At 70.6% G+C, this 14,029-nt stretch carries 17 protein-coding genes and 1 pseudogene; 10 read left to right on the top strand and 8 right to left on the bottom strand.

Annotation, left to right across the window (positions count from 1 at the left end; genetic code table 11):
* Positions 1-202 precede the first annotated feature (202 nt).
* The 4 genes and pseudogenes from BLR21_RS12605 to BLR21_RS43185 all read left to right on the top strand — a co-directional run bounded on the left by BLR21_RS12605 (position 203) and on the right by BLR21_RS43185 (position 2,579).
* Complete coding sequence (locus tag BLR21_RS12605; RefSeq protein ID WP_090005990.1) at positions 203-889, top strand: energy-coupling factor ABC transporter permease; 687 nt, start codon at positions 203-205, stop codon at positions 887-889.
* Positions 886-1,167 (top strand): PDGLE domain-containing protein, encoded by a 282-nt coding sequence (locus BLR21_RS12600; protein ID WP_030481767.1) that lies wholly within the window; start codon positions 886-888, stop codon positions 1,165-1,167. The genes BLR21_RS12605 and BLR21_RS12600 overlap by 4 nt, the downstream gene beginning before the upstream one ends.
* A pseudogene (gene cbiQ / locus BLR21_RS43190) lies at positions 1,167-1,802 on the top strand (cobalt ECF transporter T component CbiQ); the annotation flags it as partial. The gene BLR21_RS12600 and the pseudogene cbiQ, both read left to right, overlap by 1 nt.
* On the top strand, positions 1,791-2,579 hold the full coding sequence (locus BLR21_RS43185) for an energy-coupling factor ABC transporter ATP-binding protein (RefSeq protein ID WP_090006073.1): 789 nt from the start codon (positions 1,791-1,793) through the stop codon (positions 2,577-2,579). The pseudogene cbiQ and the gene BLR21_RS43185, both read left to right, overlap by 12 nt.
* 187 nt (positions 2,580-2,766) lie before the next feature.
* Here the strand turns inward: BLR21_RS43185 and BLR21_RS12590 are convergent, their stop codons facing one another.
* Positions 2,767-3,498, bottom strand: coding sequence for an RDD family protein (locus BLR21_RS12590; RefSeq protein ID WP_176929604.1), 732 nt, complete (start codon positions 3,496-3,498; stop codon positions 2,767-2,769).
* A gap of 19 nt (positions 3,499-3,517) precedes the next feature.
* Here BLR21_RS12590 and BLR21_RS12585 point away from each other — a divergent pair, with 19 nt between their 5' ends.
* Positions 3,518-4,525, top strand: coding sequence for a stage II sporulation protein M (locus BLR21_RS12585; RefSeq protein WP_090005989.1), 1,008 nt, complete (start codon positions 3,518-3,520; stop codon positions 4,523-4,525).
* Here BLR21_RS12585 and BLR21_RS12580 read toward each other — a convergent pair.
* The 6 genes from BLR21_RS12580 to BLR21_RS12555 all read right to left on the bottom strand — a co-directional run bounded on the left by BLR21_RS12580 (position 4,522) and on the right by BLR21_RS12555 (position 10,027).
* Positions 4,522-5,811 carry a DUF58 domain-containing protein gene (locus tag BLR21_RS12580; RefSeq protein ID WP_090005988.1) on the bottom strand — a complete coding sequence of 430 codons (1,290 nt, stop codon included), beginning with the start codon at positions 5,809-5,811 and terminating at the stop codon, positions 4,522-4,524. The genes BLR21_RS12585 and BLR21_RS12580 overlap by 4 nt on opposite strands.
* Before the next feature lies 1 nt (position 5,812).
* Positions 5,813-6,775, bottom strand: coding sequence for an AAA family ATPase (locus BLR21_RS12575; protein ID WP_090005987.1), 963 nt, complete (start codon positions 6,773-6,775; stop codon positions 5,813-5,815).
* A complete protein-coding gene (locus BLR21_RS12570; protein ID WP_090005986.1) occupies positions 6,772-7,803 on the bottom strand; it encodes a DUF4350 domain-containing protein in 1,032 nt (343 codons plus the stop codon). Before BLR21_RS12570 ends, BLR21_RS12575 begins: the two co-directional genes overlap by 4 nt.
* Entirely contained in the window at positions 7,800-8,399 is a 600-nt protein-coding gene (locus BLR21_RS12565) for a DUF4129 domain-containing protein (RefSeq protein ID WP_090005985.1), read from the bottom strand. Before BLR21_RS12565 ends, BLR21_RS12570 begins: the two co-directional genes overlap by 4 nt.
* The gene (locus BLR21_RS12560) at positions 8,386-9,378 is read right to left on the bottom strand and encodes a DUF7847 domain-containing protein (protein ID WP_090005984.1); all 993 of its coding nucleotides are present in this window, start codon (positions 9,376-9,378) and stop codon (positions 8,386-8,388) included. Before BLR21_RS12560 ends, BLR21_RS12565 begins: the two co-directional genes overlap by 14 nt.
* A gap of 70 nt (positions 9,379-9,448) precedes the next feature.
* Positions 9,449-10,027: a uridine kinase family protein gene (locus BLR21_RS12555; RefSeq protein WP_256334649.1), complete on the bottom strand. Its 579-nt coding sequence runs from the start codon at positions 10,025-10,027 to the stop codon at positions 9,449-9,451.
* A 37-nt stretch (positions 10,028-10,064) separates the two neighbouring features.
* On the opposite strand from BLR21_RS12555, the gene BLR21_RS12550 reads away from it, so the two are divergent.
* Together BLR21_RS12550 and BLR21_RS12545 are read left to right on the top strand one after the other, a co-directional pair.
* Positions 10,065-11,414, top strand: a complete 1,350-nt coding sequence (locus tag BLR21_RS12550) for a replication-associated recombination protein A (RefSeq protein WP_090005982.1) — start codon at positions 10,065-10,067, stop codon at positions 11,412-11,414.
* A 22-nt stretch (positions 11,415-11,436) separates the two neighbouring features.
* On the top strand, positions 11,437-12,072 hold the full coding sequence (locus tag BLR21_RS12545; protein WP_090005981.1) for a maleylpyruvate isomerase N-terminal domain-containing protein: 636 nt from the start codon (positions 11,437-11,439) through the stop codon (positions 12,070-12,072).
* On the opposite strand, the gene BLR21_RS12540 is transcribed toward BLR21_RS12545, so the two are convergent.
* Positions 12,069-12,647 carry a GNAT family N-acetyltransferase gene (locus BLR21_RS12540; protein ID WP_218130856.1) on the bottom strand — a complete coding sequence of 193 codons (579 nt, stop codon included), beginning with the start codon at positions 12,645-12,647 and terminating at the stop codon, positions 12,069-12,071. The genes BLR21_RS12545 and BLR21_RS12540 overlap by 4 nt on opposite strands.
* A 129-nt stretch (positions 12,648-12,776) precedes the next feature.
* On the opposite strand from BLR21_RS12540, the gene BLR21_RS12535 reads away from it, so the two are divergent.
* The 3 genes from BLR21_RS12535 (at position 12,777) to BLR21_RS12525 (ending at position 14,023) form a co-directional block, all read left to right on the top strand.
* A complete protein-coding gene (locus BLR21_RS12535; RefSeq protein ID WP_090005980.1) occupies positions 12,777-13,271 on the top strand; it encodes a DinB family protein in 495 nt (164 codons plus the stop codon).
* 93 nt (positions 13,272-13,364) lie between these two features.
* Entirely contained in the window at positions 13,365-13,757 is a 393-nt protein-coding gene (locus tag BLR21_RS12530) for a DUF948 domain-containing protein (protein ID WP_090005979.1), read from the top strand.
* On the top strand, positions 13,754-14,023 hold the full coding sequence (locus BLR21_RS12525) for a hypothetical protein (RefSeq protein WP_090005978.1): 270 nt from the start codon (positions 13,754-13,756) through the stop codon (positions 14,021-14,023). The genes BLR21_RS12530 and BLR21_RS12525 overlap by 4 nt, the downstream gene beginning before the upstream one ends.
* Positions 14,024-14,029: the final 6 nt, after the last annotated feature.

The raw sequence follows: 14,029 nt of genomic DNA, 5'->3' as shown, positions 1-14,029 counted from the left end.
GCGCCCGTCCCGTACAAAAAGGTTCTACGCGACAGCTCTGTCACTGTTCGTCCCTCCGTGCCGTGGCGGCGGCGGAACGGATCTAACCGCAGAAGTCATCCGATGACTAGCGGGCGGTGTGATCACCACCGCCTTCCTGCCTGCAAATCGTTGTTGCAACGTTCTAGCCATAGCCGAGGTCCGGCAATTAGCGTTAGCGCTCATGTCACCTGTTGCCATGCACATGAGCGACGGTCTGCTGAACGCGCCGGTGTCGGTCGTCCTCCTCGTCCTGGCTGCGGCAGGCGTCGGGTTCGCGTTGGTCAAGGCCCGTGCGGACCTCGACGACCGCACGGCGCCGATGGCCGGCCTGGTGGCCACGTTCATCTTCGCCGTCCAGATGATCAACTTCCCGATCCTGCCCGGCGCCTCCGGGCACCTGCTGGGCGGTGCGCTCGCGGCGATCCTGGTCGGCCCGTACGTCGGCGCGTTGTGCGTGACGATCGTGCTCGTCGTGCAGGCGCTGCTGTTCGCGGACGGCGGCCTCACCGCACTGGGTGCCAACGTCACCAACATGGCGCTGATCGGCACCGTGGCCGGGTTCCTCGTCGCCGTCGCGCTGCGCAAGATCGCCGCTAAGGGCAAGGGTGGTCTCGCCGCCGTCGCGTTCATCTCGGCGTTCGTCAACACCCTGCTGGCCGCGACCGGCTTTATCGTCGAGTACGCCATCGGCGGCGCGGGAGGCGTGGAGATCGGCAAGGTCGCCCTGCTGATGTGGGGCCTGCACGCGCTGATCGGCATCGGCGAGGGCCTGATCACCGCCGTCACGGTCACCTCGGTCGCGTCGATCCGCCCTGACCTCGTCTACCTGCTGAAGGGCAACACCAAGCCGCTGGAGGTCCGGCCGTGAAGAAGTTCTTCATCGGGTTCGCGTTCGTGTCGCTGCTGATCGCGGGAGTGCTGTCGTACTTCGCGTCCGGCGACCCGGACGGCCTGGACAAGACCGTCGAGGACACCGGGATCGCCGAGCACGCGCAGGAGCACCCGTTCGCCGGCAGCACGTTCGCCGACTACGCGTTCGGCGGTGACGACAGGTTCACCGGCCTCGCGGGCGTGCTCGGTGTGGTCGTGGTCCTGGCCATCTCGTTCGGCCTGTTCTGGATGCTGCGCAAGAAGTCCGACGCCTGATGAGCGCCCACGACGTCCTGCACCACGCCGGCGACTCGCCGGTGCACCGCCTCGCGCCCCACGTGAAGATCCTCGTGGCGTTCGGGGCGGTGCTGGGCGTCGTCGCGACCCCGCGCACGATGTTCCCGTTGTTCGGCCTCTACCTGCTGCTGGTCGTCGCGGTGTGGTTCGTGGCGCGGGTTCCCGTGCTGTGGTTCGTGAAGCGCGCGGTGATCGAGGTGCCGTTCGTGGTGCTCGCGTTCCTGCTGCCGATCTTCGGCACGGACCCGCGCACCGATTTCCTCGGCTTCTCGGTGTCGGTGGAGGGCTCCCTGGCGGGCTGGAACATCCTCGCCAAGGGCACGCTGGGCGTCCTGGTCAGCCTGACCCTGGCCGCCACGACGGCACCGGGGGAGTTGCTGCGCGGCCTGCAGACGTTGCGGGTGCCGGCGCCGCTGATCATGATCGCCACGCTGATGCTGCGGTACGGCGAGGTCGTCGTGGGCGAGGCGAAACGCATGCGCGTCGCACGCATCTCCCGCGGCGACGACCCCCGCTTCCTGTGGCAGGCCGGCGCGGCGGCCCGGTCGGTCGGCACGTTGTTCATCCGGTCCTACGAACGCGGAGAGAGGGTGCACCTCGCGATGGTGTCGCGCGGCTGGACGGGCGGGCAGGCAGGCTCGGCGACGATCGTTCCCGAGACCCCTGCCGCCGCTGCCCTGGAGGTCTCGAAGCTCGCCTTCGCCTACCCGGACGGGCACCAGGCGCTGTTCGGCGTCGACCTGCGCGTCGAGCACGGCGAACGCGTCGCGGTGCTCGGCCCGAACGGCGCGGGCAAGACCACGTTCGCGTTGCACCTCAACGGAGTTCTCGGTGGCGGCTCGGGGTCGATCTCCATCGCCGGACTGGAGGTGCGCAGGCAGAACCTGCGCGAGATCCGGCGCCGCGTCGGGCTCGTCTTCCAGGACCCCGACGACCAGCTGTTCTGCCCGACCGTCGGGGAGGACGTCGCGTTCGGGCCGCGCAACTTCGGCATGTCCGATGTGGACGCCCGCGTGCGGAAGGCGTTGAGTGCAGTGGGAATGGAGTCGGTCGCGGACCGCTCGCCGCTGCACCTGTCCGGCGGTCAGCGGCGCCGCGTCGCGCTGGCCTCGGTGCTCGCCTGCTCGCCGGAGATCCTGGTGCTGGACGAGCCGTCGGCCAACCTCGAACCGGTGGCCCGCCGCGAACTCGCCGAGCTGCTGCTCTCGTTGGCGCCCACCATGCTGATGGTCACGCACGACCTGCCGTTCGCGCTGCAGATCTGCCCCCGCAGCGTGCTGATCGACGACGGCGTGGTCGTGGCGGACGGACCGACCCGCGAGATCCTCGCGGACTCCGCGCTGCTGGCCCGCCACCGCCTCGAACTGCCCTACGGCTTCCGGCTCGACTAAAGGGCTCAGCACTTGCGGGACGGCGAGGGGCTGGGAGCATGTGGACCGCCCTGCACAACGCACGGTGGGGTCCTGCACGGCGATCCGACGCCGTCAGGTGACGCCGTGCGCGAACAAGGCGCCGAACGCCTTCGGCTGGCGAACGCCTAGCTCGCCGCGCGACGCCTGCGCTCCGGCTGGCGAACGGCTAGCTTGCCGCGCGACGCCTGCGCTCCGCCAGCACCGCCGACAGGTACGGGTGCGGATGCGTGTACTCGACCCGCGGCGACCGGATCGCCGCGCCGACGTCGTCCGACAGCCGCGAGCCCAGATCCCACCGCGCCTGCTCGTTCAGCTCGTGATAGCGGCTCAGGTACTGCCGCGCTGCCAGCACCAGCTCCTCCGGCAGCTGCGACAGGTCGAGCCCCGACGCCCACTGCGCGAGCTGCGGCGGCATCACGGCGAGCTCCACCTCCTGGCGCGGCACGCGGGTGTGGATCACCACCGTGCCGGCCAGATAGTCGCCGACCCGCTTGCCCTGCGGCGAGAAGAGGGAGACGAACAGCGCGATCGCGCCGCCGAGGCCCAGCACCCAGAAGTCCACGACGAAGCCGGTGAGCGAGCGCACCAGGGCGTGCCGGAAGCGGATCGCGCCGCCGTCGTCGCGCACCACGCGCAGGCCCATGGCGAGCTTGCCCAGCGAACGGCCTCGCGTCGCGGTCTCCATCGCGGTCGGGAAGCCGATCATCACGGCTATCAGCAGCGTGAGCGCGAGCGCGTCCTGCAGCGCGTTGTCGATGTCGACCGGCGCGATCAGGAACAGGATGACGAGCAGGCCGAACTGCACCGCCACGTCGATCGCGTACGCGACCGCCCTGCTGGCGAGCTGTGCGACGCGCAGGTCCAGAACTACGGCTTCACCGGTGACGAGGTCCCCCACACGGATAGTGTGACTCATCGTGGATCTGGACGTCTTCATCGATCGCCACCGCGAGTCGTGGCGGCGGCTCGAGCAGCTGGTCAAGCGGTCCGGGAAGCTCAGCGGAGCCGAGGCCGACGAGCTGATCGAGCTCTACCAGCGGGTGACGACGCACCTGTCGGTCGTGCGCAGCCAGATGCCGGACCCGGCCACGGTCGAACGGCTCTCGGCGCTGGTCGCCGGGGCGCGGTCGGTGCTGACGGGCACGCATACACCCGCCTGGCGGACGTTCACGCGCTTCTTCACGCACCGGCTGCCCGCCGCGATCTACCTCGGCTGGCGGTGGTGGGTGCCGGCCGGGATCGCGTTCTACCTGCTCACCGGCATCATCGCGGCGTGGATCGCCGCCAACCCGGACGTGCAGGCGACCATCGCCGCGCCGGACGAGATCCGCGAGATGACGAGGGTCGGCGGCGGGTACGAGTCGTACTACTCCAGCGACCCCGCCGGGTCGTTCGCGGCGAAGGTGTGGACGAACAACGCCTGGATCGCCGCTGCCTGCCTGTTGCTGGGCGTGCTGTTCGCGATTCCGCCGGTCTACCTGCTCTTCACCAACGCCCTCAACGTCGGCGTCGGCATCGGGCTGATGTTCGGCGCGGGCCGCGGAGGGTTGTTCCTCGGACTGTTGGCGCCGCACGGGTTGTTGGAGCTCACGGCCGTGTTCGTGGCGGCGGGCATCGGCATGCGGCTGGGCTGGCAGGTGATCGACCCCGGCAAGCGCACCCGCGCCCAGGCCCTCGCCACGGAGGGCCGGTCGGTCGTCGCGGTGGCGCTCGGACTGGTCGTGGTGCTGCTCGTGTCCGGCGTGCTGGAAGGGTTCGTGACGCCTTCCGGACTGCCCACGTGGGCGCGCGTCGGCATCGGAGTGGTGGCCGAGGTGTTGTTCCTGCTGTACGTCTTCGTGATCGGACGCCGGGCCGCGCGGCAGGGCGAGACCGGCGACATGGACGCGAGCGAACGTGAGGACGTCGCGCCGGTCGCCGTTTAGAGCTTGCCTGCGGCCTTCAACGAGAGATAGCGGTCCGCGAGAGCGCGCGGCAGGTCATCGGGCAGTGCGTCCACGACGTCGACACCGTGCCGTGCGAGCAACGCGGTGAGGCGCCGGCGTTCGGCCAGAGTGCGTTCCGCGGCAGCAGCCGAGTACACGGCCTCCAGGTCGCCACGTCCGGCGGCCATCGCGTGCACGGCCGGGTCGGACACCGACGCGATCAGCAGGTGGTGCCGCGTGGCCAGCGCCGGCAGCAGCGGCAGCAGACCGTGCTCGATCGACGGCTCCAGCGACGTCAGCAGCACGACCAGCGAGCGGCGGCCGGCGCGGCGAAGCACCTCGGCGACGGCGCCGCGCGCGTCGAACTCGACCAGTTCGGCCTCCAGCGGTGCCATGGCCCGCACCAGGACGGGCAGCGTCGCCCGCGGTACCGAGGCACGCACCTGGTGGCTGAACGCCAGGAAGTCGACCTGGTCACGGGCCTGCGAAGCCAAGGCGGACAACAACAACGCGGCGTCCATCGCCGTGTCCAGGCGCGGCAGGCCGCCCAGGGCGCCGTCCACGCGACCCGCCGAGGTGCGGGCCGTGTCGAGCACGATCGTCACCTGCCGGTCGCGTTCGGGGCGCCAGGTGCGCACCACCACGTCCGCCGAACGAGCCGACGCACGCCAGTCGATCGAGCGCACGTCGTCACCGATGACGTACGCGCGCAGCGAGTCGAACTCCGTGCCGGCGCCACGGATCAACGAGGCACGGCGGCCATCCAGTTCGCGCAGGCGTTCCAGCAGGGGAGGAAGGTGACGGCGGCTGTGGAACGGCGGCAGCGCGCGCACCGTCCACGGCACGACGTGTGAGCCCTGCCGTGCCGCGATGCCCAACGGACCGTGGGAACGCACGGTCACACGGTCCGCGGCGCGATCGCCACGGCGTATAGGCCGTAGTTCGAAAGACAGCACACGCGAACCACCAGCGGGCACGTCGACCGCAACCCGATCGGCGACCACACCGGCAGAAGGCGCCCATGCGTCACGAAGAACGCCACGCAGCCGACGCCCAGGGTTGTGCACGGTCAGCTGCACCACACACGGCTCGCCCGTGCGCACCGACGTCGCCCCCGCGCGCGAGAACGTCAACTGCCGCACGCCGGCCGCCAACAACAAGTCGACGGCCACGCACAGCACCAGAAGGCCGAACAAGACGAGAATCCCTTGCCACGACGGCAGGAGAAGCCCGACGACGAAGACCCCGATGAGCGCGAGCAGTCCCGCGCGGCCCGTGAGCGCCACGTCAGCGCGGCACCTGAACAGCGCCGAGCACGCCGTCCAGCACGCCGTCCGACGTCACGCCCTCCAGTTCGGCCTCCGGGCGCAGCTCCAGCCGATGCCGCAACGCAGGCCGTGCGAGCGCCTTCACGTCGTCCGGCGTCACGTAGTCACGGCCCGAGAGCCACGCCCACGCGCGTGCGGCAGCCAGTAGAGCCGTTGCGCCACGGGGAGAAACGCCCAGACGCACGGCCGGAGACTGACGGGTCGCACGGCACACGTCCACGACGTACGCGATCACCTCAGGAGCCACGGTCAACGCGCGCACGGCCGCCGTTCCCGCCTCCAGGTGCGCGGCACTCGCGACCGGGTTCAACGAGGACAGGTCACGCGGGTCGAAGCCGGACGCGTGCCGCGTCAGCACGTCGATCTCGTGCTCCCGCGCAGGGATCGGCATCGTCACCTTGAGCAGGAACCGGTCGAGCTGCGCCTCGGGCAACGGGTAGGTGCCCTCGTACTCCACCGGGTTCTGCGTGGCCACGACGATGAACGGCGCCGGCAGCGGCCGCGTCTTGCCGTCGGCGGAGACCTGCCGTTCCTCCATCGCCTCCAGCAGCGCGGACTGCGTCTTCGGCGGCGTCCGGTTGATCTCGTCGGCGAGCAGCAGGTTCGTGAAGACCGGGCCCTCGCGGAACGAGAACGCCGCGTTGTGCGAGTCGTAGACCAACGACCCCGTCAGGTCGCCGGGCATCAGGTCGGGCGTGAACTGCACACGCGTCGTGGACAGGTCCAACGCGCGCGCAAGAGCACGCACGAGCAACGTCTTCGCAACGCCCGGAACACCCTCCAACAACACGTGTCCCTTGCACAGCAACGCGAGGATCAACGACGTCACGGCGGCGTCGTTGCCCACGACGGCTTTGCCGATCTCCGCGCGCAACGCCACCAGCGCCGTACGGGCTTCCTCGGTGGTGACCACTGCCGTCATGCCTTGCGCACCTCGTTCTCCAGAGCATCGAGCGATGCAGCCAGCGCGACCAACCCCCGGTCGTCCACCGGCTCCTTGTCGTAGAGCAGCGCCCGCACCGAGGTGACGGGACGCGAAGTCCTGCGGGCGATCTCCTCGGACGGATCGTCGCCCGGCGGCACCCCCAGCAGCGGTGCCAGCCGGTCACGCGTGGCCTGCCGCAGGACGGAGGCGGCGTGCGAGGCGGCGTGCGACCGGCGGTACAGCCGCGCCCTGCCCTCCACGGTCTCGGCGGCGCGCACCACGACCGGGAGCGGTTCGGGCACCACGCGGCCGAGCCTGCGGGCCCGCCACAACGCGATCAGCACGGCCGCGATGCCGAGCTGCAGGGCGCCGTACTTCCAGCCGTCCGGGATCAGGCCGGTCAGCGATTTCTGCTGCGACCTGTCCGCTGCCGACGGCACGTACCAGACCAGCCGTTCGTGCTGGCCCAGCAACGACAACGCGAGTGCCGCGTTGCCCTCCTCGTCGACGTCGCGGTTGGTGAAGATCCCGCCGTAGCCGATCGTCGTGACGGTGCCGGTGCGGACCAGCGTCGAGTCGTAACAACTCTGATCGCCCTCGTAGGTGAACCCGCCCAGGGTCGCCGCGCCGGCCCTGTCCGCCAGCGGGCAGCCGGGCTGACGGGTCCCGGGCTCCACCCGGTCCAGTCCTGGGGCGGGCGCGAGGAGCACCGTCGCGGCGGCCCGGCGGCTCAGGTCCGCGAGCCGTTCCGGGTCGATCAGGTTCGGTTGCGTCACGAACAGCGTCGCACCGTCCACAGCGGACGCGTTGTCGGTGAGCTCGACGCGCACGCCGTTCTGCTCCAGCAGATCGGCGACCGCGTGGCTGCCCTCCGGCCGGAACGACCGGGGGTCGAGCGCGCCGCCCTCACCGCTGCCGCGCAGCAACGTGATCACGACGGCGGCGAAGAGAATGATCACGCCGATCAGCAGGGGACCGCGCGCGGCCGTCCAGATCCGGCCGGCGTCGGGAGAGACCGCCGTCATGCGCGCACCCTGCCGTCCACGGAGACCAACCGCTGATACCCCTCCACCGTCGCGGGCCTGCCGCCGTACCAGACGTCGTCGAACTGGACCGCCGCGCCGCGCAGGTCGTCGGCGAGCACCGGAAGTGCCTGGCCCGCCTCGAAAGCGACCTCGTCCACGGTGCGTCCGGCCCGTGCGTCGAGCACGCCGCGTTGCTCCAGTTCGCGCACCACCGCGCGGAAGCGTTCGCGCACGGCCTCGGCCAGATCACCCGCCGCCGCGGCCTTCTCGGCGGCGGCCCGGTGCTCGGCGGCCGTCATGACAGTCGAACCGAACACCTTGTCGCCCGACCGCAGCGCACGGCCCGTGCGCCCGACACGAAGCCTGATGATGATCACGACCAGCACCAGCACGGCCACGAGGACCGTGAACGCGGTGAAGCCACTCATGCCACCCGCCCCGGCCAACAGCTCGCCGAGGCGGGTCAGCACCCAGTCGACGGCGCGTTCCAGCGGGTTCGGGTCGTCGGAGACGTACGCCGGGTCGCCGAGCTCCCGGACGGCCGCCTCCCTCGCCTCGTCGCGGCCGAGATCTACCGGTAGGTCAGAGGCCGCCATGCCCCGCGGCCCGCTGGAGTTCGATGTCCATGCCCTCGGACCGCATCCGCCGGTCGACGTAGAGCAGCACGGTCACCGCGGAGCTGAACGGCAGCGTGATCGTCGAGGCGATGATCGCGCCGATGGTCGACAGGATCAGCGAGCCGACGCTCAGGGACGCCGTGGGGTCGGCCGAGAAACCGGTCGTCGCCGCGCCCAGCAGACCGAACGGGAGGCTGATGATCCAGCTGATCACCCAGCCGATCACGACGGTGAGCAGCAGGATGCCGAACGTCCGCCACCACGCGCCGTCCACGAGCTTCTTCGAGCGGCCGAACGCGGTGGTGACGCCGCAGCGCTCCAGCACGAGCGCGGGTGTGACCAGGGCGAACAGCACCCACAGCCAGATGCCGGGCACGATGCACAGGATCAGGCCGACGGTGATCACGAGACCGGACAGGAGCGTCGCGCCGAGCAGCGGGAGCAGCCGGGGCTTGAACTCCTCCCACGCCTGCGCGAACGTGACCGGCTTGCCCAGCACGGCGTGGCCCACGATGACGGTGATGAAGCCCGACAGGAACACGGTGCCGAGCAGCAGCAGGAAGACGCTGAGCAGCGTGCCGGTGAGGAAACCACTGACGGCGCCGGTGAGCTGGTCGATCGCCTGTTCCTGCGTGACCGAGTTCGGGTCGAGCGCCACGACGGCGGTGAGGTCGTCGAGGAACGGCAGCTGCACCAGCAGGCCGAGGATCTGCGTGACCGCGGCGACCACGGCGGCCGCGCCGATGATCAGCTTCGGGTAGCGCCGCATCGTCGTGATGGCGCCGTCGACGATCTCGCCGACGGCCAGCGGGCGCAGCGGGATCACGCCGGGCTTGATCGTCGGCTGGCCACCGGGCGGCGGCGGGGCGTTGTAGCCGTACTGCGGCTGCTGGCCAGGCTGCTGCGGCGGCTGGTTCTGTGGCTGGTCGGGTGACGACCAGCCGGGCGTTTCGGACATCTCGGCAACCCCCGGTCGTGGTGTGAGCGGCATCCTGCCAGATCAGGGCCACCGCCACCCGCCGACCCGATCACGAAACGAGCTCGGTCCGAGCCCTGGCCGGTGTCGTGCGCCGCATGCCCGCGCTGACGCACCTCCTCACCACCTGCGGCTGCTCCCGCATGAGCCGCAACCCGCGCCTGACCAGCGTCGGCACCGGCTTGCGGGCCTCGGCCACGTCACGGGCGAACCGGCGCACGAACGTGACGGGCGGGCTCGGCGCGAGCACGATCGCGTCCCGGAGCACCCCGGCCTCCTTCGCGCCCCGGACCAGCAGGTCCGCGAACAGGCCCTCCGCGATGAACGCGGGCGCGCCGCCGAGCTCGATCGTCTGGGTGCCGACCGCGCGGTCCTCACTGATGGAGTAGACCGGCGCCTCGACTCTGCCCGTGTCCGACAGCTCGATGATCGCCTGGAGCGCCTTGTCCACGTTCCACGAGCCGATGGCGTCCCAGTCGGCCCTGCCGTGCTCGTCGCGGGGGAGCAGCGGGTCGTCGCCGTCACGGTAGAAGTCGTCGAGTCGCAGGACCGGCCAGCCGAGGTGGGCGGCGAGTGTCGACTTGCCTGAGCCGGAGGGTCCGGCGAGCAGCACGGCACGAGGGATGGGCACGGAACGCGATCCTCGCACATGACCTACGCTCGAACGCATGAGCGAAGGTCTGTTCGACGAGGGCCTCTTCGGCGCGACCGACGAGGAGAAGGCCCAGCGCATCGCGGCCAACGCCCCGCTGGCCGTGCGGATGCGTCCGGCCACGCTGGACGAGGTCGTCGGCCAGGACCACCTGCTCGGGCCCGGCGCCCCGCTGCGCCGCCTGGTCGAGGGCGCCACGCCGGCGTCCGTGATGCTCCACGGCCCTCCCGGCACCGGCAAGACGACCCTCGCGACCCTGGTGTCGAAGGCGACCGGCCGCCGGTTCGTCGCGTTGTCCGCGCTGTCGGCCGGCGTGAAGGAGGTGCGGGCGGTCATCGACGAGGCCCGGCGCCGCCTGGTCCGGTCCGGCGAGTCGACGGTGCTGTTCATCGACGAGGTCCACCGGTTCTCCAAGACCCAGCAGGACGCTCTGCTGGGCGCGGTCGAGGACCGGATCGTGCTGCTGGTCGCGGCCACCACGGAGAACCCGTTCTTCTCGGTCGTGTCGCCGCTGCTGTCGCGTTCGCTCGTGCTGCAGCTCAGGTCGCTGACCGACGACGGCGTGCGCGCGGTGATCCGGCGGGCGGTGTCCGACGAACGTGGCCTGGGCGGGTCCGTGGTGCTGGAGCCCGAGGCGGAGGACCACCTGATCCGCCTGGCCGGTGGCGACGCCCGCCGGTCGCTCACGGCGCTGGAGGCCGCCGCGGACTCGGCGCTGGCGTCGAACGACGGCGTGATCACGCTGACGCTGCTGGAGTCCACGGTGGACAGGGCGGCGGTGCGCTACGACCGCGACGGCGACCAGCACTACGACGTGACGTCGGCGTTCATCAAGTCGATCCGCGGCTCGGACGTCGACGCGGCCCTGCACTACCTCGCGCGGATGATCGAGGCGGGGGAGGACCCGCGCTTCATCGCGCGGCGGCTGGTGATCCACGCCAGCGAGGACGTCGGCATGGCCGACCCGACGGCGTTGCAGACGTGCGTGGCGGCGGCTCAGGCCGTGCAGCTCATCGGGCTGCCCGAGTGCACCCTGAACCTCGCGCAGGCCACGATCCACCTCGCCACCGCACCGAAGTCGAACGCCGTGACCACCGCGATCTACGGCGCCATCGAAGATGTGCGCAAGGGCGCCATCGGTGCCGTGCCCCCACATCTGCGTGACGGGCACTACGCGGGCGCCGCGAAGCTGGGCAACGCGCAGGGCTACCGGTACCCGCACGACGTGCCCGAGGGCGTGCTGACGCAGCAGTACGCGCCGGACGACCTGGTGGGGCGCGACTACTACGAGCCGACCGGGCGCGGCGGCGAACGCGCCCTCGCGGAACGGCTGCCGCGGCTGCGCCGGGTGATCAGGGGCGAGTGATCCGGCGCGTAACTTCGACGAGGTGACGATCAGAGAAGACTTCCTGACCACCGCCCGCATCGCACTGGAACTCCTGCGCCACCAGCAGGTCGCACAGCACTGGGACCGGCCGAGCGCCCTGCCGGAGTTCGGCGTCAGCGGCCTCGCCGGGCACCTGGCCTACCAGGCGCTGCCTCTCCCGTCCATGATCGGGACGCCGCCCGGCGACGAGCCCGTCGTCTCCCTGATGGAGCACTACGAACGAGCCCAGTGGACCGATCTGGACGTCGACTCCGAGTTCCACACCCGCATCCGCGCGGGCGGCGAGAAGCTCGCGGTGGAAGGGCGGGACGCCCTGTGTGACCGGTTCGAGCAGACGCTCGACGAACTCGCGAAGTCGTTGCCCGGTCAGGAGAACCGGGGCGTTCGCATGCCGCACTGGGGCCCGTGGGCGGTGCCGCTGGACGAGTACCTCGTCAGCAGGCTGATGGAGTTCGTCGTGCACTCCGACGACCTCGCGGTGAGCGTCGGGCTGGACACGCCCGAGTTCCCTCGCCACGTCAGCGAAACGGTCATCGACCTGCTGACCCGGATGGCGCTCAACAAGCACCGCGCGATCGACGTGGTGCGCGCTTTGAGTCGCAAGGAACGCGCACCGCAGGACATCACCGCGTTCTAGCGTTTGCAGACCATCAGCAGTGCGAGCTTGCCGGGCAGCATGATCTCGTCCGCGGCCATGAACCCGCCGGCCTCGAACGACCTGATCGCCCGTGTGTTGCGCACGTCCGGTTCGAGCACGATCCGCGTGCAGTGCGGGTCGGCCTCGAACAGCGCGTCGGTGAGCCTGGGGAGCAGCGACCGCACGAGTCCGCGGTCGGTCATCGCCAGCTCGCCGACGGCGAGGTTCAGCCCGAGGTCGTGCGGCCGCGCCCGGTAGCAGCGGGCGACGGCGTGCCTGGCCGCGCGGTAGACCTCGGTGTAGATCACCGGGCGGCCGTGCCAGCTGACCAGCACCGGCCGGACGTCGTCCCCCGCCAGCTGTTCCGCCAGCCGCCGCTCCCACTGCGGCAACGTCCACGCCTGCTTCCGGAACGCCGCGACGTGCGGTGCCTGGTTCCAGCGGTGCACGAGGTGCAGGTCGTAGCCGTCCGAACGCGCCACGCGGGCGTCCCACGGCGTCGGCAGGTCGGGGACGGGCGGGGCGTCCGCCATGAGCTGGAGCCGATAGGAGTCCAGGTGCGACACCGGCTTCACGAGGCCTCCTGCGGGTCAAGTTAGGGTTGCCTAACTTCTACTGGCAAGGCTGCCGCTGTCAAGCCCTGGGTGACGGGTATTTCACAGGCTGTGACGGCCACGCGTCAATGAGTCCCGTACGTTCTCGCCATGCAGGAGACCCAGCGCGAGCCGGTGCCCCGTGTCGACACGGGTGAGCTCGACGTCGCCCACGCGTTCCTGACGTTCCAGCGGCACTGCGTGCTCAAGAAGGCGGAAGGCCTCACCGACGAACAGCTGCGCAGGCCACTCGTCGCGAGCGGCACCTCGATCCTGGGGCTGGTCCAGCACCTGGCCGAAGCCGAGCGCTACTGGTTCGGCCACCACCTCGCGGGCGCCGAGTGGTCCGAGGACGACGAGTCCGGCATGACCGTGCCCGCCGACCGCGACGCGGCGACGGTGATCGCGGACTACCGCGCGGCGATCGCCGGCGGCGACGGCGCGATCGAGGCCGCCGGCCATCCCGAGGCGTTGATGGTGACCCCGGTCGAAGGCGTGCGGAAGACGCTGCGGTGGGTACTCGCGCACATGACCGCCGAAACCGCCCGGCACGCGGGCCACGCCGACATCCTCCGCGAGCAGATCGACGGCGCCACAGGTCGTTGAAGATCAACAAATGGTGCCGCCCAGTCGAGTGTCGGACCCACCCGGTAATCTCACCCGCAATCAAGCCCGAACGCCTGTTCACCAGGAGGATCCGTGTCGCCAGGGTGGCTTGCCGCCGGTGCTTTCGTGCTGTTCGTGCTCATCGTCGGGGTCGTGGCGATCAAGGCCGCGCGCTTCTTCGACGAGGCCACGATCGCGATGCGCAAAGCGCACGAGAACACGGACCCGTTGTTTACCGAGGCCAACACGACGCTCACGCACGTGAACACGCAGCTCGAACGCGTCGACGGCATCACGGCCAACGCACGCGCCGTCACGGGCAACGTCTCGGCGCTCACCAGCCTGTTCACCGCCACTCTCGGCGGTCCGCTGGTCAAGGCCGCCGCGCTGTCCTACGGCGTGAGCAAGGCCGTCAAGGCTCGCCGCAAGGCCGCCGAACAGCCGAACAAGCACTCCAAGCGCCGTCCCAGGCGAGGTGCGAAGTGAGCCGTCTCTTCTGGTTCGGACTGGGTGCCGCCGCAGGCCTGTTCGCCGCGAAGAAGGCCTCCGAGATCGCAAAGCAGGCGACTCCCGCCGGCCTCGGCGCTAACGTGGGCGAAGGCCTGCGCGAACTCGCCGGCGCCATCGGTTCCTTCGGGGCCGAGGTGCGCGCGGGAATGGCCGAACGGGAGCAGGAGTTGCAGGACACCGTGGAACGTCAGACGGGATTCACGCCGGGGCGCCGAGCGCCCAGGGCGAACGGGAAGCACTAGCGCCGT

The organism is Lentzea albidocapillata subsp. violacea (assembly GCF_900100275.1).
In the GTDB taxonomy this organism is placed as follows: domain Bacteria; phylum Actinomycetota; class Actinomycetes; order Mycobacteriales; family Pseudonocardiaceae; genus Lentzea; species Lentzea violacea.
This window is presented reverse-complemented; position numbering and strand designations above follow the sequence as displayed.